The sequence below is a fragment of the Micromonospora chokoriensis genome (assembly GCF_900091505.1).
GTDB lineage: Bacteria > Actinomycetota > Actinomycetes > Mycobacteriales > Micromonosporaceae > Micromonospora > Micromonospora chokoriensis.
On the sequence record NZ_LT607409.1, the window covers coordinates 4,366,509 to 4,386,917 of the forward strand.

General features: G+C 71.8%; 17 protein-coding genes. 6 read left to right on the plus strand and 11 right to left on the minus strand.

Annotated features, from left to right (window positions below; all coding sequences use genetic code 11):
• Window positions 1-88 precede the first annotated feature (88 nt).
• From GA0070612_RS20120 to GA0070612_RS20130, 3 genes are all read left to right on the plus strand, one after another.
• On the plus strand, window positions 89-1,747 hold the full coding sequence (locus tag GA0070612_RS20120) for an FAD-dependent oxidoreductase (RefSeq protein ID WP_197699198.1): 1,659 nt from the start codon (window positions 89-91) through the stop codon (window positions 1,745-1,747).
• Window positions 1,744-3,201 carry an ATP-binding protein gene (locus GA0070612_RS20125; protein ID WP_088989319.1) on the plus strand — a complete coding sequence of 486 codons (1,458 nt, stop codon included), beginning with the start codon at window positions 1,744-1,746 and terminating at the stop codon, window positions 3,199-3,201. The genes GA0070612_RS20120 and GA0070612_RS20125 overlap by 4 nt, the downstream gene beginning before the upstream one ends.
• Window positions 3,202-3,276: 75 nt before the next feature.
• A complete protein-coding gene (locus GA0070612_RS20130; RefSeq protein ID WP_088991636.1) occupies window positions 3,277-5,220 on the plus strand; it encodes an ABC transporter ATP-binding protein in 1,944 nt (647 codons plus the stop codon).
• A gap of 24 nt (window positions 5,221-5,244) precedes the next feature.
• Here the strand turns inward: GA0070612_RS20130 and GA0070612_RS20135 are convergent, their stop codons facing one another.
• From GA0070612_RS20135 to GA0070612_RS20160, 6 genes are read right to left on the minus strand one after another with little or no spacing between them, the layout of a single operon-like run.
• Complete coding sequence (locus GA0070612_RS20135; protein ID WP_088989320.1) at window positions 5,245-5,760, minus strand: NUDIX domain-containing protein; 516 nt, start codon at window positions 5,758-5,760, stop codon at window positions 5,245-5,247.
• A 53-nt stretch (window positions 5,761-5,813) separates the two neighbouring features.
• Window positions 5,814-6,455 (minus strand): SRPBCC family protein, encoded by a 642-nt coding sequence (locus GA0070612_RS20140; protein WP_088989321.1) that lies wholly within the window; start codon window positions 6,453-6,455, stop codon window positions 5,814-5,816.
• Window positions 6,455-6,820 carry an ArsR/SmtB family transcription factor gene (locus GA0070612_RS20145; protein ID WP_088989322.1) on the minus strand — a complete coding sequence of 122 codons (366 nt, stop codon included), beginning with the start codon at window positions 6,818-6,820 and terminating at the stop codon, window positions 6,455-6,457. The genes GA0070612_RS20140 and GA0070612_RS20145 overlap by 1 nt, the downstream gene beginning before the upstream one ends.
• Window positions 6,821-6,848: 28 nt before the next feature.
• Window positions 6,849-8,930 (minus strand): xanthine dehydrogenase family protein molybdopterin-binding subunit, encoded by a 2,082-nt coding sequence (locus GA0070612_RS20150; RefSeq protein WP_088989323.1) that lies wholly within the window; start codon window positions 8,928-8,930, stop codon window positions 6,849-6,851.
• Window positions 8,927-9,910 carry an FAD binding domain-containing protein gene (locus GA0070612_RS20155; RefSeq protein WP_088989324.1) on the minus strand — a complete coding sequence of 328 codons (984 nt, stop codon included), beginning with the start codon at window positions 9,908-9,910 and terminating at the stop codon, window positions 8,927-8,929. The genes GA0070612_RS20150 and GA0070612_RS20155 overlap by 4 nt, the downstream gene beginning before the upstream one ends.
• Window positions 9,907-10,404 (minus strand): 2Fe-2S iron-sulfur cluster-binding protein, encoded by a 498-nt coding sequence (locus GA0070612_RS20160; protein ID WP_197699457.1) that lies wholly within the window; start codon window positions 10,402-10,404, stop codon window positions 9,907-9,909. The genes GA0070612_RS20155 and GA0070612_RS20160 overlap by 4 nt, the downstream gene beginning before the upstream one ends.
• Before the next feature lie 123 nt (window positions 10,405-10,527).
• On the opposite strand from GA0070612_RS20160, the gene GA0070612_RS20165 reads away from it, so the two are divergent.
• Window positions 10,528-11,154: a nucleotidyltransferase family protein gene (locus GA0070612_RS20165; protein WP_231924266.1), complete on the plus strand. Its 627-nt coding sequence runs from the start codon at window positions 10,528-10,530 to the stop codon at window positions 11,152-11,154.
• On the opposite strand, the gene GA0070612_RS20170 is transcribed toward GA0070612_RS20165, so the two are convergent.
• From GA0070612_RS20170 to GA0070612_RS20190, 5 genes are all read right to left on the minus strand, one after another.
• Complete coding sequence (locus GA0070612_RS20170; RefSeq protein WP_088989326.1) at window positions 11,121-11,789, minus strand: TMEM175 family protein; 669 nt, start codon at window positions 11,787-11,789, stop codon at window positions 11,121-11,123. The genes GA0070612_RS20165 and GA0070612_RS20170 overlap by 34 nt on opposite strands.
• Window positions 11,790-11,899: 110 nt before the next feature.
• The gene (locus GA0070612_RS20175) at window positions 11,900-13,276 is read right to left on the minus strand and encodes a GH1 family beta-glucosidase (RefSeq protein WP_088989327.1); all 1,377 of its coding nucleotides are present in this window, start codon (window positions 13,274-13,276) and stop codon (window positions 11,900-11,902) included.
• A gap of 29 nt (window positions 13,277-13,305) precedes the next feature.
• A complete protein-coding gene (locus tag GA0070612_RS20180) occupies window positions 13,306-14,145 on the minus strand; it encodes a carbohydrate ABC transporter permease (RefSeq protein WP_088989328.1) in 840 nt (279 codons plus the stop codon).
• Window positions 14,138-15,130, minus strand: a complete 993-nt coding sequence (locus tag GA0070612_RS20185) for a carbohydrate ABC transporter permease (RefSeq protein WP_088991638.1) — start codon at window positions 15,128-15,130, stop codon at window positions 14,138-14,140. The genes GA0070612_RS20180 and GA0070612_RS20185 overlap by 8 nt, the downstream gene beginning before the upstream one ends.
• Before the next feature lie 70 nt (window positions 15,131-15,200).
• Entirely contained in the window at window positions 15,201-16,499 is a 1,299-nt protein-coding gene (locus GA0070612_RS20190; RefSeq protein ID WP_088989329.1) for an ABC transporter substrate-binding protein, read from the minus strand.
• A 234-nt stretch (window positions 16,500-16,733) separates the two neighbouring features.
• Between GA0070612_RS20190 and GA0070612_RS20195 the strand changes: the two genes are divergently transcribed.
• Window positions 16,734-17,933, plus strand: coding sequence for an ROK family transcriptional regulator (locus GA0070612_RS20195; protein ID WP_088989330.1), 1,200 nt, complete (start codon window positions 16,734-16,736; stop codon window positions 17,931-17,933).
• A gap of 229 nt (window positions 17,934-18,162) precedes the next feature.
• On the plus strand, window positions 18,163-20,388 hold the full coding sequence (locus tag GA0070612_RS20200) for a discoidin domain-containing protein (protein WP_088989331.1): 2,226 nt from the start codon (window positions 18,163-18,165) through the stop codon (window positions 20,386-20,388).
• The last annotated feature ends 21 nt before the right edge of the window (window positions 20,389-20,409 follow it).

The window sequence follows — 20,409 nt, forward strand, 5'->3', positions numbered from 1 at the left end:
CCGGCTTACCCGTCCCGAGCCCGGTCAACCGTGCGGTGGACCGCACGCCCCGGTGCGGCGGACCTGCGGCGGATGGTTTCATGACGCCATGGCTAACCCGGTGATCCTGACCGTCGACGACGACCCCGTGGTGTCCCGGGCGGTGGCCCGGGACGTCCGGCGCCGCTACGGCGACCGCTACCGGGTGCTGCGGGCCTCGTCGGGGCCGGAGGCGCTGGACGCGCTGCGGGAGGTCAAGCTGCGCGGCGAACAGGTGGCGCTGCTGCTGGCCGACCACCGGATGCCGGAGATGACCGGCGTGGAGTTCCTCGAGGCGGCCATGGACATCTTCCCGGCGGCGCGCCGGGTGCTCCTCACCGCGTACGCGGACACCGACGCCGCGATCGAGGCGATCAACGTGGTGGACCTGGACCACTACCTGCTCAAGCCGTGGCATCCGCCGGAGGAGAAGCTGTACCCGGTGGTGGACGGGCTGCTGGAGGCGTGGGCGGCCACCCCGGACGCGGCGAGTGCCGAGATCCGGGTGGTGGGGCACCGGTGGTCGGCGCCGTCGTTCAAGGTCCGGGACTTCCTGGCCCGCAACCTGGTGCCGTACCGCTGGTTGCTGTCGGACGACCCGGAGGGCGTGCGGTTGCTCGACGCGGCCGGGGCCACCGAGGCGGACGTACCGCTGGTGGTGACGCCCGAGGGCAAGGCGTTGATCGCCCCCAGTGAGGCCGAGCTGGCCGCGCTGGCCGGGTTGACAGTGGTGCCGGCGTCCGACTTCTACGACCTGGTGGTGATCGGCGGCGGCCCGGCGGGCCTCGGCTCGGCGGTGTACGGGGCGTCGGAGGGGCTGCGGACCGTGCTCGTCGAGCGGCGGGCGACCGGCGGGCAGGCCGGGCAGAGCAGCCGGATCGAGAACTACCTGGGTTTCCCGGACGGCGTCTCCGGCGCGCAGTTGACCGATCGGGCCAGGCGGCAGGCGGTGAAGTTCGGCGCGGAGCTGCTCAGCGCCCGGGAGGTGGTCGGTCTCAGCGAGGCCGGCGGTGCCCGGCTGCTGCGCTTCGGCGACGGCAGCGAGATCGCGGCGCACACAGTGGTGCTGGCGACGGGGGTGTCGTACCGGGTGCTCGACGCTCCCGGGCTGGCGGACCTCACCGGCCGGGGCGTGTTCTACGGCGCCGCCGCCACCGAGGCGCCGAGCTGCGTCGAGCAGGACGTCTACATCGTCGGCGGGGCCAACTCCGCCGGGCAGGCGGCGGTGCACTTCTCCCGGTACGCGTCGAGAGTGCACCTGCTGATCCGTGGCGCGGACCTGACCGCCTCGATGTCGCGGTACCTGATCGACCAGTTGGAACGGATCGACTCGATCACCGTGCACCCGCACACGGCGGTGGTCGGCGGGGCCGGGGATGGTCACCTGGAGCGGCTGTCCCTCTGTGACACCCGCACCGGGGAGGCCCGCTCGGTCGACGCCTCCTGGCTGTTCATCTTCATCGGCGCGGAGCCGCGTACCGACTGGCTGGACGGGGTGCTGGTCCGCGACGAGCGCGGCTTCATCGTCACCGGCCCGGACCTGCTGGCCGGGGGGCGGCGGCCGGCCGGCTGGTCGTTGTCCCGCGACCCGTACCACCTGGAGACCAGCGTGCCGGGTGTGTTCGCCGCCGGCGACGTACGGGCCGAGTCGGTCAAACGGGTCGCCTCGGCCGTCGGCGAGGGCGCGATGGCCGTGTCGCTCGTGCACCGCTACCTGGAGGCACAATGACCACTCAACCGGACCGGCTGACACCCGCGCAGCTGCGTACCCTGTTCCTGTTCGAGGCCCTCGACGACGCGCAGCTCGACTGGCTGGCCGAGCACGGCCGGGTCGAGCAGCGGGCCGGGGGCACCCTCGTGTACGCCGAGGGCGAGCCGGCGACCTGCTTCTTCGTGTTGGTGCGCGGCGCGGTGGCGTTGAGCCGTCTGGTGCACGGCGACGACGTGGAGGTCAGCCGGACCGAGCAGCGCGGGGTGTACGGCGGGGCCACCCAGGCGTACCTGGGTGAGCAGGTCGACCAGGTCTACCGCAACAGCCTGCGGGCGGTGACCGACGCGGACTTCTTCGTGCTGCTGGCGGAGGACTTCGCGTACGCCCTGCGGTCCTGGTTCCCGATGCCCATGCACCTGTTGGAGGGGCTGTTCTTCGGGATGCGGGACTCGCAGGCCATCGTCGGTGAACGGGAGCGGCTGCTGGCCCTCGGCTCGCTGTCGGCGGGGTTGACGCACGAGCTGAACAATCCGGCCGCGGCGGCGGTGCGGGCGACGTCGGTGCTGCGGGACCGGGTCGCCGGGATGCGCCACAAGCTCGCCATGATCGCCGATGGTCGGCTGGACGGCAGCGCTCTGCACGGTCTCGTCGCGTTGCAGGAGGAGGCCGTCGCCCGGGTCGCGACCGCGCCGAAGCTGTCCCCGGTGGCCACCGCGGACGCCGAGGACACCCTCACGGACTGGCTGGAGGAGCACGGCGTCGACGGTGCCTGGGACCTGGCGCCGATCCTGGTCGGTGGTGGCCTGGACACCGCCTGGTTGACGCGGGTGAAGACGGCGGTCGGCCCGGCCGACCTGGAGGCGGCGGTGCGCTGGCTCACCTACACCGTCGACACCGAGTTGTTGATGCGGGAGATCGGCGACGCGGTGACCCGGATCTCGGGCCTGGTGGGCGCCGCCAAGCAGTACTCCCAGCTCGACCGCGCGCCGCACCGGGTGGTGGACGTGCACGACCTGCTCGACGCCACGTTGGTGATGTTCAAGGGGAAGATCCCCGCCGAGGTCACGCTGGTCCGGGAGTACGACCGTGGTCTTCCGCCGGTCCCGGCGTACGCGGCCGAGCTGAACCAGGTGTGGACCAACCTGATCGACAACGCGTTGGGCGCGATGGGCGAGAAGGGTGTGTTGACCGTCCACACCGGGCTTGTCGGCGACCGGTTGGCGGTGGAGATCACCGACACCGGTCCGGGTATCCCGCCGGAGGTGCGGCCGCGCATCTTCGAGCCGTTCTTCACCACCAAGCCGGTGGGCGCGGGGACCGGGTTGGGGCTGGACATCTCGTACCGGATCGTCGTGCACAAGCACCACGGCGACATCCGGGTGGAGACCGAGCCGGGGCGGACCACCTTCCGGGTGCTGCTGCCGATCGCGGAGGGCGCGCCGGAGGAGCCGGGCGACGCGCCGACTACCTAGAGACAGCAGGTGGTTGCCGCCAGTAGTCTCGGGCAGCGTTGGTGATCCCCGCCCCGAGGAGGGTCCGTGGAGTCGATGGCCCGCCAGCGCACCGCCACCGAGGACGACGGCACGCCGGCCGATCCGCCGGCCGGCCCGATGCTGCCGGAGTTGGAGGACCCGGACTGGTTGCACCACGCGCACGACTTCGCCCACACCGGCTTCTGGGCGGTGGCCCGCCGGCTGCCCCGACTGGTCCGCGAGGCGGTCGGCCTGGCCTGGGCCACCAGCCGTCGGGACACCGTCGCCTCCATCGGCCTGAACGTCGCCGCCGGTGTGATGACCACGTTCGGCCTGCTGGCGACGACGAGTGTGCTGAGTGAGTTGTTCGCCGCAGGCCCCACACCGGACCGGGTCCGGGCGGCCCTGCCGGCGCTGGCCGTGGCGGCGGCGGCCGTCTCGGCGCGCGGTGGCCTGGCCATCGCGGCCGGCTGGGCACAGGCCCGGCTGACCCCGCAGATCAACTATCAGGTCGAGTTGCGGCTGTTCGAGGCGACCACCGCAGTGGAGTTGGCGGCGTTCGACGACGCCGGCTTCGCCGAGGAGATGGACCGGGCCCGGGACCGGGGGATGACGGAGGCCGCGTACATCGTCGACCACACCGTCGACCTGGTCACCGGCGTGGTCGGCATGCTGGCCACCGCCGTCGCGGTGACCGTCATCCAACCGCTGTTGCTGCCCTGCCTGCTGCTCGCCGCGGTGCCCCAGGCGATCACCGCGGTACGGATGGCCCGCCGCGAGTACCTGGCGATGCTGGCCCGGATCACCCGACAACGTCGGATGTGGATGCTGGCCCGCCTGATGGCCAATCGGCACACCGCCGCCGAGGTGCGCGCGTACCAGATGCGCGACTTCCTGCTTGCCGAGTATCGCGGCGTGATGGCCGTCGAGACCCGGGCCCAACTGCGGTTGGTCCGCGCGCAGACCGGCACGCGAATTGCCGGCGCGACCGTCGCGGGCCTGGCCACCTTCGGGGTGTACGCGGTGCTCGGCGGCCTGTTGCTGGCCGGGATGGTGGCCCTCGCCGCGGCGGCCACCGCCCTGCTCGCCCTTCAGTCGGCGCGCAGCAGCCTGGGGTTGGCGGTCATCGCCACGAACTCGCTCTACGAGGATGCCCTCTATTACCAGGACTACCGGGACTTCCTGGCCCGCGCCCACGCCCGGGTGCCGGTCGGCGGTGACCGCGTGGTCGACGGCGTCCAGGTGATCGATCTGGACGAGGTGAGCCTGAGCTATCCGGACACCGACACGCCGGCCGTGGATCGGGTGAGTCTGACGGTGCGCCGGGGGGAGGTGGTCGCTCTGGTCGGCGAGAACGGCTCCGGCAAGACCACCCTGGCCAAGCTGATCGCCGGGCTGTACCGGCCGACCGGCGGGGTGATCCGCTGGGACGGCGTCGACGCGGCCGATCTGGACCCGCGCGCCCTGGGCGGCCAGGTGGCCGTGATGACCCAGGAGTGGTGGAAGTTCCCGTTCACCGCCGGGCAGAACATTCGCGTCGGCCGGCACGACCGCCCACCGGAACGGTCCGGACCGAGCGTGCAGGAGGCGGCCGGCGCGGCTGCCGCGCACGACATGATCGTGGGCCTGCCCAACGGCTACGACACGCTGCTCGACCGGGAGTTCAAGGACGGTCACGAGTTGTCCGGTGGGCAGTGGCAGCGGTTGGTCGCCGCGCGCGGCCTGTACCGGGACGCGGCGCTGCTGATCTGTGACGAACCGTCGGCGGCCCTGGACGCCCGCGCCGAACACGCCCTGTTTCAGCACCTCCGTCGCAGCCCCGACCGGGCCGTCGTGCTGATCACCCACCGGCTGGCCAACGTCCGGCACGCCGACCGGATCTTCGTGATGGAACGGGGCCGACTGGTCCAGCAGGGCAACCACGACGAGCTGATGGCGTCCGGTGGCCTCTACCGGGAGCTGTTCGAGTTGCAGGCCAGCGGCTACCTGACCGGCACCGACGACGCCCTGCCCCGCTGACCGTCCACCCCGGCGGCCGATCGGTCAGGCGGTGCGTGCCGCCGCGAGGAACTCGGCCAGCACCCGGGTGTGGGTGGAGAACGCCAGCTCGACCGGGTCGGTGAGCACCAGCCACTCGGTCGCCTCCTCGGTGGGCGCGGACGGTGGCAGGTCCTCGGCCCGCTGCTCGGGCAGCACCCCGAAGACCATCATGGTGCCGCCCGCCGGGGCGCCGTGCACGGCGAACAGCCGGGCGTCCTCGGCCGCCGCGACCAGGCCGGTCTCCTCCCGCAGCTCACGGACGAGCGCGTCGGACCACTCCTCGCCGTACTCGATGAAGCCACCGGGCAGCGCGAGCAGGCCGCGGGCCGGTTCGATGTCCCGGCGGACCACCACCACGCCCAGGCCCTCGGTCGTGCGGACCGGCAGCACCGCGGCCGCCACCGGCAGCGGGTTGCGCCACACGGTCTCGCCGCAGGCCGCGCAGAGCCGGGGCCAGCCGGCGGCCGGCGGGTAGGCGGCGCCACAGGAGGAGCAGTGCGAGTACGGCGTGCCGGTCATGCCGCAGCACGCTACTCCGACGACCCCGACGTCTGCCGCGCCGCCGCCCGCGCTCAGAGCTCCGGGGTGCCGGTGTAGAAGGCGGTGGTGCGTTCGGCGGCGGCCTTCGCCTCGTCGGCGTCGGTGCCGGCGGCGATGCTGGCCTCACCCCACAGGTGGCTGCTCAGCTCCATGGCCCGTCGGCCCTCGGGGGAGGCGGTCCACTCGGCGGCCTGGTCGGGGGTGATCCCGCTGCCGTCGCCGGCCAGGTGCGAGGCGAGCCCGAGCAGGCCCAGGTCCCAGCCGACCCCGACGGCACCCGGCCCGAACTGCGCCCACCGGTCCTGGTCGACGTGCGCGATGTGGTCCAGGTCGAGGCGGGCCCGCTCGTCGCCGACCGCCGTCACGCGCACCTCGATCCAGCTCACCTCGTCGCCGTACTCCCAGGTGGCGGTGAAGCGGTGCGGCGGCTCACAGGTCTCGATGGTGCCGTGGGCGTTGCCCTGGAGCTGGTACGTGCCGCCCAGCCGGAGGTCGCCGGAGATCGGCAGGAACCAGCGGGGGATGCGCTCGGCGCTGGTGCAGGCGTCCCAGAGATCCTCGACCGTCGCCTGGTAGGTCTGGCTGATCGTGGTCACCCGCGCCTCGCCGGCCTCCAGGGTGCGGCTGCCGACCGTGCGCTGGACGGCGTTGATCTGCTCGGTCGCGTCGAACATCAGGTGTTCCTCTCGTCGGGTGAGTCGGCGGGCCCGTTGAGCCGACGTTCGCGTCGACCTCGGGCCAGCTCCGTGGCGAGTGCCGCCAGAGGTGGGGTCCAGAACCGGCGGAAGTGCTCCAGCCAGCCGTCGACCTCGCGCAGTGGGCGGGGGTCGACCGCGTACAGCCGTCGGGTGCCCTCCGGTCGCACGGTGGCGAAGCCGTTGTCCCGTAACACCTTGAGGTGCTGGGACACGGCGGGTTGGGAGATGCCGAACTCGTCGCGGATCACCGCGTTGACCGCGCCGGCGGTCTGCTCGCCGTCGGCGAGCAGCTCCAGGATGCGGCGCCGGACCGGATCGCCCAGCACGTCGAAGGCGTGCACGACGACATTTCTATCACTGCCGGCTTATTTAAGCCAACTCTGATGATCCGATGAGCTTGTCGAGTCGGATCGGCAGCTCCCGGATCCGTACGCCGGTCGCGTGGTGCACCGCGTTGGCGATCGCCGCCGCGGCGCCGACGATGCCGATCTCACCGATGCCCTTCACCCCGGCCGGGTTCAGCTCGTCGTCGTGCTCGTCGAGCCAGTACGCCTCGACGGACTCCACGTCCGCGCAGCCGGTGATGTGGTACGTGGCCAGGTCGTGGTTGACCCAGTCGCCGTACCGCTCGTCGAGCAGCCCCTCCTCGTGCAGCGCCATCGACAGCCCCATCGTCATACCGCCGATGAGTTGGCTGCGCGCCGTCGTCGGGTTGACGACCCGGCCGGCGGCGAACACCCCGAGCATGCGGTTCACGCGTACCTCGCCGGTGTCGGCGTCCACCCGCACCTCGGCGAACTGCGCCCCGTACGCGTACCGGGGCAGCGCGGGCTGTCCGCCCACCTCGTCGGTGGTGTCGGCCTCGGCGGTCACCTCGCCGGGGTTGTCGCGCCGCTTCTCCCGCAACGCCTGGCAGGCGCGGATGACCGCCCAGCTCCAGCTCGCGGTGCCCATCGATCCGCCGGCCAACGGGGCGGTCGGCAACTCGCTGTCCCCGATGTGGATCTCGACCTGCTCGGGCGGCACCCCGAGCGCGTCGGCGGCCACCTGCCAGATCGCCGTACGGGCGCCGGTGCCGATGTCGGTGGCGTTGATCCGGACCAGGAAGCTTCCGTCGGGCCGGGCGGTGGCGGTGGCCGTCGACGGTCGGGCCCGGGCCGGGTAGGCCGACCCGGCCACCCCCGTGCCGAGCAGCCAGCGGCCGTCGCGGCGGGCGCGGGGCGTCGGGTCCCGGTCGGTCCAGCCGAACCGCTCGGCGCCCTCGCGCAGGCAGGCCACCAGGTTGCGACTGGTGAACGGCCGCGCCTGGTCCGGGTCGACAGCGGTGTCGTTGCGGACGCGCAGCTCCACCGGGTCGATGCCGACCGCGATGGCCAACTCGTCCATCGCGGACTCCAGCGCGTACGCGCCCGGGCACTCGCCGGGGGCGCGCATCCAGAACGGCGTGGGCACGTCGAGGCGGACCAGTCGGTGCGTGGTGCGGCGGTGCGGAGCGGCGTACATGCTGCGGGTGTAGACGGCGGTCTGCTCGGCGAACTCCCGGATGGTCGACGTCTGACTGATCGCGTCGTGGCAGATCGCGGTGAGCCGTCCGTCGGTGTCGGCGGCGAGGCGGACCCGCTGGATGGTGGGGGTGCGGTAACCGATCGGCCCGAACAGTTGCTGCCGGGTCAACGCCAGCTTGACCGGCCGGTCCACGTGTCGGGCGGCGAGGGCCGTCAGCACCACCGCGGCCTTGGCGTACCCCTTGCTGCCGAAGCCGCCGCCGACGTGCTCGGCGACGACCCGGATCGACTCCGGGGGCACCTCGAACAGCTCGGCGAGGGTGGCGCGGACCGGCGACGCGCCCTGGGTGGAGTCGTGCACCAGCAGCCGCCCGTCGCGCCACTGCGCCGTCGTGGCGTGCGGCTCCATCGGGTTGTTGTGGTACGCCGGCGTTCGGTACGTGGCGTCCACCCGTACCGGAGCGGCCGCGTACCCGGCGTCGAAGTCACCCTCGGCGGTGTCGGTCGGGTAGCTGGGGTTGACGTGGTCGGGCTGGTACAGGCCGGGGTGGTCGTCGGCGAGCACGGTGCTGTGCGGGCCGGCGTCGTAGTCGATCCGGACCAGCCGGGCGCCCTCGCGGGCCGCCTCCAGGCTGGTGGCCACCACAACGGCGACGTACTGCCCCCGGTAGTGCACCACCGGCTCCTGCAACAGCCACAACTCCCGCTCCGGGCCGGGCGCGAGTCGGGGCGCGTTGCCGTGGTGCAGCACGGCCAGCACGCCCGGCGACGCCAGCGCCTCCGCCGTGTCCACCCGGGTGATCCGGCCCCGGACCACCGCCGACGGCACCGCCCAGCCGTAGGTGACCCCGTCCACCGGGTACTCCACCGCGTACCGGGCCGTGCCGGTGACCTTCGCCGGGCCCTCCAACCGGGGAAACGCGCGCCCGACCGCCCCGCCGCTCACGACACGGCCAGTTCGCTGAGCGCCCGCACGGTGATGGCGCGGGTCAGTGGCAGCTTGAAACCGTTGTGCCGCAGTGGGCGCGCCTCGGCCAGCTCCGCGTCGGCGGCCTGTCGGGCCAGTTCCGGGCTGAACGGGCGCCCCCGCAGCTCCTCCTCGGCCCGGTACGCCCGCCACGGCCGGTGCGCCACCGCCCCGTACGCCAACCGCACGTCGCGGACCGTGTCGCCGTCGAGGTCCAGGACGGCGGCCACCGAGCCGGCGGCGAAGGCGAACGACGCCCGGTCGCGCACCTTGAGGTACGTCGAGCGGCGCGCGGCCGGCAGCGGTGGCACCCGGACGGCGGTGATCAGCGCGCCCCGGTCGAGGGTGGTCTCGCGGTCCGGGTGGGTGCCGGGGGAGCGGTACAGGGCGGTGATCGGGATGTCGCGGGGGCCGTCGGCCTCGTGCACCTCCACGACGGTGTCGAGGGCGGTCAGCGCCACGGCCAGGTCGGACGGGTGGGTGGCGACGCACTGCTCGGACCAGTCCAGCACCGCGAGGTCGCGGTTCTGGCCGTGCAGGGCGGCGCAGCCGCTGCCGGGCTCCCGCTTGTTGCAGGCCTTGCCGGTGTCCTGGAAGTAGACGCACCGGGTGCGCTGCAACAGGTTGCCGCCGGTGGTGGCCATGTTGCGCAGCTGTCCGGAGGCGGCGGCGAGCAGGGCGCGGGCCAGCACCGGGTAGTCCCGCCGCACCACCGGGTGGGCGGCCAGGTCGCTGTTGCGCACCGTGGCGCCGATCCGCAGCCCGCCGTCGGGCAACTCCTCGACGGTGTCCAGCGGGAGGCCTGTCACGTCCACCAGCACGTCCGGGCGTTGCACACCGAGTTTCATCAGGTCCACCAGGTTGGTGCCGCCACCCAGGTACGCGGCCCGGGGCTCGGCCGCCAGCACGGCGACCGCGTCGGCCACGTCGACGGGCCGGTGGTAGCGGAACGCCCTCACGTCGCCGCCGCCGTCTCCCGCACGGCCGCGACGATGTGGGGGTACGCGGCGCAGCGGCACAGGTTGCCGGCCATCCGCTCGCGGATCTCCGCGTCGGTCAGCTCGACCGGCGCGCCGAGGTCGTCGGTGACCGCGCTGGGCCACCCCTCGGCCACCTCGTCGAGCATGCCCCGGGCGGAGCAGAGTTGCCCCGGGGTGCAGTAGCCGCACTGGAACGCGTCGTGCGCGATGAACGCGGCCTGCAACGGGGACAACCCGTCCGGCTCGGCCAGCCCTTCGACGGTGACCACGGACCGGCCGTCCACGGTGACCGCGAGGATCAGGCAGCTCTTCACCCGGCGGCCGTCGAGCAGGACGGTGCAGGAGCCGCACTGACCGTGGTCGCAGCCCTTCTTCGCCCCGGTCAGGCCGAGGTGCTCGCGTAGCGTGTCGAGCAGTGTGGTGCGGTTGTCCAGCGTGAGCGCCCGGGACGAGCCGTTGACCTCGAACGCCACCCGGGACGAGTGCCTCGCGTCCGTGGTCGTCGCGTTCTTCGGTCCGCTCTGCACCGGGACAGACTAGCTTCGTCGGTATATTTCGGGGCGAATAACGCGAACCTATCGTACGGGGGTGGAGCGGTGGTCGCCGGGCTGCTGCTGGCCGCCGGCGCGGGACGGCGCTTCGGCCGACCGAAGGCGCTCGTCGAGCTGGACGGCGAACCACTGGTCCGGCACGGGGTCCGACTGCTGGGCGACGGCGGCTGCGCCCCCGTGCACGTGGTGCTCGGCGCGGGCGCGGATGAGATGCCCGACCTGCCGGGCGCGGTGCCGGTCCGGCACGACCGCTGGGCGGACGGACTGGGCGGGTCGCTGCTGCGCGGGCTGGCGTCGCTGCCGGCCGACACCCTGGCCGCGCTCGTCGTGCTCGTCGACCAGCCACTGCTCAGCCCGGTCGCGGTGCGCCGGGTGCGCCGGGCGCACGCCTCCGGGGCGGTCGTCGCCGTCGCCACCTACGCCGGCCGGCGTGGGCACCCGATCCTGCTCAGCCGGCCGACGTGGCCACTGCTGCACGGGTACGCCGTCGGCGACCGGGGCGCCCGCGACCTGCTGCGCGATTGGCCGGACCTGGTCGTCGAGGTGCCCTGCGACGACGTCGGCTCCCCGGCCGACGTGGACACACCCGCCGACCTGCTCCGGCTGCGGGGGAGTCGGCGCGCCGCCGTGCGGACCGGTCAGTGGCGCAGGAGCCACCGGGGTAGTCCCTGACTGGTCACCGCGTGATAGGTGATCATCACGATGACGGCGATCAGGCCCAGCAGCGGGTTGACGAACCAGCCGAGCAGGCCGCCGAGCCCGTACAGGACGAGGCCGGTGATCGGCCGCAGCCGCTGCGTCCGCACGTACCCCGGGCTGACCCGGCGTTCGAGCAGCGCCGGGTGGCGTCGCAGGTAACCGAAGAACACCAGCCAGGGTGCCGACATCAACGCCGCGGAGAGCGCGTACAGGGCGACCGCCGCGCGCTGGTCGTCGATGTCGCCCTCGGTGAACGCGGACGCCAGCACGGCGGTCGGGAACGGAATGATCACCGCGCCGAAGAGGACGCCGAGATTGATCCAGCTCAGGGCGAGGGTGGTCCGGCGGATCAGCCGCAGCAGCGCGTGGTGGTTGAGCCAGAGCACCCCGACGTAGACGAAGGACACCACGAAGGCGAGGTACGAGGGGCCCTCGTCGAGCAGACCGGTCAGCAGGTCACCCTCGTGGTACTCCGGCACCCGCAGATCGATGACGAGCAGCGTGACGACGATGGCGAAGACACCGTCGCTGAAGGCCGTCATCCGGTCGGTGCCGGAGACCCGCCCGGCGGGCTCGGTATCGTCGACCTCGTCGGGGGCTGCGGACATTGCCGCAGGCTAGCCACCCGGCGCGGTGGTCCGTGGCGGTTTCGCCCGACCGGAACACGAACGGCCGCCCAGGGTCACCCCCCGGGCGGCCGTCGGGCACCCCCCGTGTCTCAGGCCACCGGCGTCGCGGTGTCGGCCGCCCGGGCGAGCGCCCGGTGGGAGCGGACCACCTCGGCGTAGCGCAGACCGCTCGCCTTCATCGTCCGCCGCTGGGTGGCGTAGTCCACGTGCACCAACCCGAAGCGCTTGTCGTAGCCGTACGCCCACTCGAAGTTGTCCAGCAGCGACCAGACGAAGTACCCGTCCAGCGGCACGCCCCGGGCCACCGCCGACGCGCACGCCGCCAGGTGCTGCTCCAGGTGGTCCGTGCGCTCCTTGTCCTCCACCGTGCCGTCCGCGGTGACCTCGTCCGGCCAGGCCGAACCGCTCTCGGTGACGATGATCCGGCCCGGCCGGTACTCCTCGTGCACGTCGACCAGCAGCCGCTCCAGCCCTGCCGGGAACACCTCCCAGCCCATCGCGGTCTCCACCGAGCCGGGCACCGGCACCTGCCGGGCGAACGGCGCCGCGCCGATCGGGTCGTCGACCACCAACTGCCGGAAGTAGTAGTTCACCCCGAGGAAGTCCGTCGGCGTGGCGATCACCGCCAGATCGTCACCGCGTACCGGTGGCTCGACGCCGTAGGTGGCGATCATGTCGGCGGGGTAGCCGCGCCCGTGGATCGGGTCCAGCCACCACCTGTTGACGTGCCCGTCCGCCCGGCGGGCCGCCGCGACGTCCTCCGGCCGGTCGGTCGCCGCCTCGATCGGGCTGAGGTTGAGCACCAGGCCCACCGAGGCCGGTCGGGCGGCGTTGGCGCGGATCGCCTGGGTGGCCAGGCCGTGCCCGAGCAGCACGTGGTGCGAGGCGTGCACCGCGCGGGTGAGGTCGCGCTCGCCGGGGGCCATCCGTCCCTCCAGGTGCCCGATCCAGCACACGCAGAGCGGCTCGTTGACGGTGTTCCAGTCGGCCACCCGGTCACCGAGGCGGCCGGCCACCACCGCCGCGTACTCGGCGAACGCCTCGGCGGTGGCGCGCTCCGGCCAACCGCCGCGGTCCTGGAGGGCCTGCGGCAGATCCCAGTGGTACAGCGTGACGAACGGTCGGATCCCGTCGGCGAGCAGCGTGTCGACGAGCCGGTCGTAGAAGTCCAGCCCGGCCGGGTTGACCCGACCGACACCCTCGGGCACGACCCGCGGCCAGGCCACCGAGAAACGGTACGCGTCCACGCCGAGCCGGCGCAGCAGCGCCACATCCTCCGGCCACCGGTGGTAGTGGTCGCAGGCCACCGCGCCGGTGTCGCCGTTGTCGACGGTGCCGGGGGTCGCCGAGAAGGTGTCCCAGATGGACGGCGCCCGGCCGTCGACGTCGACGGCCCCCTCGATCTGGTACGCCGCCGTGGCGACGCCCCAGAGGAAGTCGGGTGGCAGCTTGGACAGGTCGGGCACGGGATGGTTCTCCTCTGGGATCGGATGACTCACTTGACAGCGCCGGCGGTGAGGCCGGCGACGAAGTACCGCTGCAGGGCCAGGAACCCGACGACGACCGGGATGCTGACCACCAGCGAGGCGGCCATGATCTGGTTCCAGTAGACGTTGAACTGGGTGGAGTAGCCCTGCAGGCCGACGGCCAGGGTGCGGCTGCCCTCGTCGGTCATCACCGACGCAAACAGCACCTCACCCCACGCCGTCATGAACGCGTACACGGTGACCGCGACGACGCCGGGCACGGCAGCCGGCAGGATGACCTGGAACAGGGTGCGCAGCGGCCCCGCGCCGTCGACCTGCGCCGCCTCGTCCAAACCCCGGGGGATCGAGTCGAAGTAGCCGACCAGCATCCAGATCGAGAACGGCAACGAGAACGTCAGGTACGTGATCACCAGGCCGGTGCGACTGGCGTACAGCTCGATGCCGGTGGCGTTGCCCAGGTTGACGTAGATGAGGAACAGCGGCAGCAGGAACAGGATGCCGGGAAACATCTGCGTGGACAGCACCGTCACCGAGAAGACCCCCCGACCCCGGAACCGGTACCGGCTCACCGCGAACGCGGCGAAGATGGCCACCGCCACCGAGCAGACCGCCGCGATGCTCGACACCACCAGGCTGTTCACCAGGTACCGGGCCAGCGGCACGGTGCTCCACATGTCGACGAACGGTTGCAGGGTGGGTCGGCTGGGCCACCAGGTGAAGCCGTTCTGCACGTCCTGCAACGGCTTCGCGGCCGAGGTCACCATCACGTAGAGCGGGATGACGACGAAGAGAGTGAGCAGGGTCAGCACGATGCGTCGGCCCCAGCGCTCACCGGCGGTCTCACGCATGGTCGTCCCTCCGACGGTTGGTGATCAGCAGGTACACGGCCGACACGACGAGCAGGAACAGCAGCAGCGCCACCGACATCGCCGAGCCGGAGCCGAAGTCCCAGGTCTTGAAGGAGCTGCGGTAGATGTGGATGGAGATCAGGTCGGCCTGCTCCGGGGCGGAGCCGCCGAACAGCACGAACGGGGTGTTGAAGTCGTTGAACGTCCACAGGAACAGCACCAGCAGCAGCACCAGGTTCACCGGCCGCAGCAGGGGCAGGGTGACCGAGCGCAGCCGACGCCAGAACCCGGCGCCGTCGATCGCGGCGGCCTCGTACAGCTCGCCGGGCACGTTCTGCAACCCGGCCATCAGGCACAGGAACGCGAACGGCCAGTTGCGCCACACCGACACCACCAGCAGCGAGACGAAGCTGTTGTCGCCGATCAACCAGAACGGTCGCTCGCCCAGCAGCCCGAGCTGGTCGACGAGGACGTGGTTGACCAGGCCGGTGTCGCGTTGCAGCAGGAAACTCCAGGTGATCACCGCGGCGTAGACCGGCAGGGCGTACGGGGTGAGGAACAGCGCCCGCAGGATCGCCCGACCCCGGAACGGCCGTTGCAGCACCACCGCCGCCGAGATGCCGAGCAGCCAGGCGAACCCGACCGACAGCACGCTGTAGGCCAGGGTGATCCAGAACGAGTGCAGCAGTTCCTTGCCGGCGGCGCTGTTCAGGTCGAGCGTCGCCCGGTAGTTCTCCCACCCCACGGACGGTGCGGTGGACCAGTCGCGGATGTGGAACTGGGTCAGCTCCAGCATGCTCATCCAGACCCCGACCACCATCGGGATCACGTGGATGCCGAGTTCCAGCAGGATGGCCGGGGCGAGCAGCAGATACGGCAGGAGCGAGCGGCGCGGGCCGCGGGGCCGGCGGGCCGGCTTCCGCGCCGGTGACCCGGCCCGGGGTTCGCGTCGGTCGGCGTCCGGCGCGGTGGTGCTGGTTGCCATCGGGGTCCTCTCGGAGTCGGTGGCCGTGGCCGGGCTCAGCACCCGACCACGGCCACCGGTGACGCCTGGGTCAGCGCATCTTCTGCTGCGCGTCGGTCAGCTTCGCCTTCACCGACGCCTCGGTGACCGGCTTGCCGCTGGCCGCGTCCGCGAACAGCTCCTTCATCGCGGTGCCGACCAGGGTCTCGAAGGTGCTCTCCTCGGGCACCTGCGGCAGCGGGGCCGCCGTGGTCACCAGGGTCTCCTGGATGGTCTTCTGCTCCGGGGCACTGAACGCCGGGTCGGCGCCCGCGGTCTTCACCGCCGGCAGCGAGCCGTACGTCTTGTTGAGGATCGTCTGCTCCTCGTCGCTGGTCATGAACTTGACGAAGCTCAGCGCGCCGTCCTTGTTCTTGGTGTGCTTGAAGACCGCCATGTTGATCCCGGCGACCATGCTGTTGACCTTCTTGCCGCCGGCCGGCGGGCTGGCCAGGAACGGCACCGGGGCCACGCCGTACGCGTCGGCGGGCATGTTCTGCGTCTTCAGGTTCGCGCCGGCGGACTGCCAGAGCAGCATGGCGGCCTTGCCGTTGGCGAAGTCGGAGACCGACTGGTTCTGCGCGTACTCGGCGTTGCTCGGGTTGGTGATCTTGTCGGCGGCCATGAAGTCGATGTACCGCTTGATCGCCGACACGTTCTGCGGGGTGTCGAAGGTCGGCTTGCCGGCCGAGTCGAACCACTCACCGCCGTACTGCTGGCTGAAGGTGAAGGCGTGGTGCGCGTTCTCCGACGGGTTGGCCCCCTCGATCGCCAGGCCCCACTTGCCTCCGGTGCTCAGCTTCTTGCCGTACTCGACGACCTGCTCCCAGGTGGTCGGCGGCGCGGTGATGCCGGCGTCGGCGAACATCTTCTTGTTGTAGTACAGGCTGTACGCCATGGAGTAGAGCGGCACGGCGGCCGGCGGCTTGCCGGGGGCACCGGCGGCGGCGAGCGCGGCGGGCACGATCCGGTCCTTGCCGCCGACGGCCGTCAGGGTGGCGTCGTCGAACTCGACGAGCGCGCCGGTGACCTGCAACGACGCCGACCAGGTGTTGCCGATGTTGACCACGTCCGGGCCCTTGCCCGAGGTGGCGGCGGCGAGCAGCCGGTTGAGCAGGTCCGACCAGGGGACCACCTCGACGGTGACCTTGATCCCGGTCTGCTTCTCGAACTTGTCCAGCTCCGGCTGGAGGATGGTCTTGTCGGCCTCCAGGCTGGCGCCCTGGTTGCTGGCCCAGTAGGTCAGCGTCTTTGGCGATGAGGCGGAGTCGTCGCCGGAGCCGCCGCAGGCGGTCAGCGAGGCGGCGGCCAGTACGGCGGCGGTGAATATCCCGAGGTGTCGTCTCGACACGGTCAGCCCTTCCGGTGCGTGGTGGGGGTCCGCCGACCGTCGTCGCCGATAGGGGTGGGCGACGGGCGGCCGGCCGCGGACAGGGTTCGGGGTGCGCCGTCGGGGGTCCGTCGGCGTTTCCCGGGAGTTACATCACGGCTTAATTAATGTCGTCATTAAAGTGGTCGGCCGGTGGGTCGTCAAGCACGAGGCGGTTACAGTCGCCTCGAACGGCCGACGGGAACGAGGTGACGAGTGGAGCTGGCGCGTGCCACCAACCGCAGCGTGCGGCTGCGCAACAGGTCCGCCCTGCTGACCAGGCTCTTCCTCGACGGTCCGCTCACCCGGCAGGACCTGGTGCGCAGCACCGGGCTGAGCCAGCCGGCGGTCAGCAACGTGGTGGCCGACCTGATCGACGAGGGGTTGGTCGCCGAGGCGGGAGCCGCCGAGTCCGACGGCGGTCGGCCCAGCATGCTGCTGCGGATCGCGCCCCGCTTCGCCTTCGTGATCGGCGTGGACGTCGGCGAGACCCGGGTCCGGGTCGAGCTGTTCGACTTCGCGATGACCCTGCTCGCCAGCGTCGAGTACCCGCTCGACCCGGCCCGCACCGAGCCCGACCTGGTGGCCGGGCACGTGCTGACCGGCATCGGCGCGGTGACCGCCTCCGCCGGCGTCGCCACCGCCGACGTGCTCGGCGTCGGCATCGGCGTCTCCGGCGTGGTCGAGCAGGGCGACGAGGCCGTCGTGCACGCCCAGGCCCTCGGCTGGGACCGGGTGCCGCTGGAACGCCTGATCGGCGCCGGCACCGACCTGCCACTGCACATCGACAACGGCGCGAAGACCCTCGGCCAGGCCGAGATGTGGTTCGGCGCCGGCCGGGGAGCCCGGCACGCCGTGTTCGCGCTGGTCGGCTCCGGTGTCGGCGCGTCGGTGGTGACCAACGGGGCCACCTACCGGGGCGCGTCCAGCAGCGCGGGGGAGTGGGGGCACACCACCCTCGTGTACGGCGGACGGGGCTGCCGGTGCGGCGCGCGCGGCTGCCTCGAGGCGTACGTGGGCGCGGAGGCGATCATCGACCGCTACCGGGAGGCGCGCCGGGGTCGGCCGGTGCCCGGCGAGGACGAGGAGTCCCAGATCGCCGCCCTGGTCGACGCCGCCGACACCTCGGCCACCGCCCGACGGGTCCTCGACGACACCGCCGGCTACCTGGGCGCCGGGGTGGCCAACCTGATCAACCTGTTCAACCCCGAGCGGGTGGTGCTCGGCGGCTGGGCGGCGATGGCCCTGGGCGACCTGCTCCCGGCCGTCCGGGAGGCCGCCGGCCGGCAGGCGCTGCGCCAGCCGTTCGGCCAGGCGTCGATCGAGCTGTGTCAACTCGGGGTGGACGCGGTGGCGCTCGGCGCGGCCACCCTCCCGATCGCCCGCTTCCTCACCGAGGGCGGCGTCCGGCGCTGACGGGGCGCGACTCCGCAGGCCGACGGCAAATTACACAAACAGAATCCTCGGGATAAATAACGAAGTTATAGATCGATGTCTTGACGCCGTCGCAATCTCGCCGCAACACTCCTACGAGAGCGCTCTCCATCCCGCGGCGTCGCCTCGGCGGCACCATCCCCGGCGCGACGGGCGAGCCCGACCCCCCATCCCTGCGGCAACCCGTAGCCCTCTATCGACAGGCGATGTCATGACATCTCGCGCTACATCCGTACGCCCGCGTCCCCGGGTCGTGCGGCACCTGATCGTCGGGCTCACCGTGGCCCTGGTCGCGGCGCTCATCCCGGCCGTGACCACCGCCCCGGCGCAAGCCGCACCCGTCCTGCTTTCGCAGGGGCGGCCGGTCACCGCGTCGTCCACCGAGAACGCCGGGACCCCGGCCTCCGCCGCGGTCGACGGGAACACCGGCACCCGCTGGTCCAGCGCGTTCAGCGACCCGCAGTGGCTCCAGGTCGACCTGGGCGCCCGCGCCACCATCAGCCAGGTCAACCTGCTCTGGGAGGCCGCGCACGGCCGGGCCTTCCAGGTTCAGACCTCCGACAACGGGTCCAGCTGGACCACGATCTACTCGACCACCACCGGCACCGGCGGCACGCAGAACCTCACCGTCTCCGGCTCCGGCCGCTACGTCCGCATGTACGGCACCGCCCGGGGCACCGGCTACGGCTACTCGCTCTGGGAGTTCCAGGTCTACGGCGAGACCGGCGGCGGCACCAACGAGCCCCCGGTGACGCCCACCGACCCGTACAACCCCAACCTCGGGTCGAACACGTTCGTCTTCGACCCGAGCACGCCCACGTCGACGATCCAGAGTCGACTGAACACCCTCTTCACCCAGCAGGAGACCAACCAGTTCGGCCCGCAGCGCTACGCGGTGCTGTTCAAGCCCGGCACCTACACCGCCGACGTCAACCTCGGCTTCTTCACCCAGGTCGCCGGTCTCGGTATGAGCCCGGACGACGTCAACCTCAACGGGCACGTCCGCACCGAGGCGTTCTGGTTCGGCGGCAACGCCACCCAGAACTTCTGGCGCGCCGCCGAGAACCTCTCCGTCACCCTGCCCGCCGGGCAGACCGTGGAGCGCTGGGCGGTGTCCCAGGCCGCCCCGTACCGGCGGATGCACCTGCGCGGCGCGCAGAACCAGATCCAGCTCTGGAACGGCGGCGACGGTTGGTCCAGCGGCGGCCTGATGGCCGACACCCGCATCGACGGGCTGGTCGTCTCCGGCTCGCAGCAGCAGTGGTACTCCCGCAACAGCGAGTTCGGCAACGGCTGGACCGGCTCGGTGTGGAACATGGTCTTCCAGGGCGTCACCGGTGCCCCCGCGCCGAGTTTCCCCAACCCGTCGCACACCGTCATCGGGCAGACCCCGCAGGTCCGGGAGAAGCCCTTCCTCTACGTGACGAGCAGCGGTGAGTACCGGGTGTTCGTGCCCGCGCTGCGCACCAACTCCACCGGCACCAGCTGGTACAACAAGACCCCGGCCGGTTCGTCGGTGTCGCTGTCGCAGTTCTTCGTCGTCCAGCCCGGCACCAGTGCCGCCACCATCAACGCGGCCCTCGCCCAGGGCAGGCACCTGCTCTTCACCCCCGGCGTGCACCGCATCACCGAGCCGATCCAGGTCAACCGGGCCGACACGGTGATCCTCGGCCTCGGCCTGGCCACCATCCAGGCGGACAACGGCACCGTGGGCATGCGGGTGGCGGACGTGGACGGCGTCAAGGTCGCCGGCATCATGTTCGAGGCCGGCACCACCAACTCGCCGGTGCTCATGGAGGTCGGGCCGTCCGGTTCGTCCGCGAGCCACGCCTCGAACCCGACCTCGCTGCACGACGTGTTCTTCCGCATCGGCGGGCCACACGTCGGCAAGGCCACCAACACGTTGACCGTCAACAGCGACAACGTGATCGGCGACCACATGTGGCTGTGGCGGGCCGACCACGCCGCCAGCGGCGTACCCACCGGGTGGACGCTGAACACCGCCGACACGGGGCTCACCGTCAACGGCGACAACGTCACCATGTACGGCCTCTTCGTCGAGCACTACCAGAAGTACCAGACCATCTGGAACGGTAACGGCGGCCGGACGTACTTCTACCAGAACGAACTGCCGTACGACCCGCCCAACCAGGCCTCCTGGATGAACGGGTCGACCCGGGGCTACGCCGCGTACAAGGTTGCCGACTCGGTGACCAGCCACCAGGCGTTCGGGCTCGGTAGCTACAGCTACTTCAACGTCAACCCCGCGGTGGTCGAGGAACGCTCCTTCGAGGTGCCCACCAACCCGAACGTGCGCTTCACGAACATGGTCACCGTCTCGCTCGGTGGCGTCGGCACCATCAACCGGGTGATCAACAACGCCGGTGGCACCGCGAACGCGGCCAACCAGACGGTGTACCTGACCACCTACCCCTGACCGGGGCACCCGCGCCGACCC

Bases quoted from the DNA above. Each gene is read 5' to 3' on its own strand.
- GA0070612_RS20120 (WP_197699198.1), top strand. From the start codon at position 89: ATGGCTAACCCGGTGATCCTGACCGTCGACGACGACCCCGTGGTGTCC.
- GA0070612_RS20125 (WP_088989319.1), top strand. From the start codon at position 1,744: ATGACCACTCAACCGGACCGGCTGACACCCGCGCAGCTGCGTACCCTG.
- GA0070612_RS20130 (WP_088991636.1), top strand. From the start codon at position 3,277: ATGGCCCGCCAGCGCACCGCCACCGAGGACGACGGCACGCCGGCCGAT.
- GA0070612_RS20135 (WP_088989320.1), bottom strand. From the start codon at position 5,760: ATGACCGGCACGCCGTACTCGCACTGCTCCTCCTGTGGCGCCGCCTAC.
- GA0070612_RS20140 (WP_088989321.1), bottom strand. From the start codon at position 6,455: ATGTTCGACGCGACCGAGCAGATCAACGCCGTCCAGCGCACGGTCGGC.
- GA0070612_RS20170 (WP_088989326.1), bottom strand. From the start codon at position 11,789: ATGTCCGCAGCCCCCGACGAGGTCGACGATACCGAGCCCGCCGGGCGG.
- GA0070612_RS20180 (WP_088989328.1), bottom strand. From the start codon at position 14,145: ATGCGTGAGACCGCCGGTGAGCGCTGGGGCCGACGCATCGTGCTGACC.
- GA0070612_RS20185 (WP_088991638.1), bottom strand. From the start codon at position 15,130: ATGGCAACCAGCACCACCGCGCCGGACGCCGACCGACGCGAACCCCGG.
- GA0070612_RS20200 (WP_088989331.1), top strand. From the start codon at position 18,163: ATGACATCTCGCGCTACATCCGTACGCCCGCGTCCCCGGGTCGTGCGG.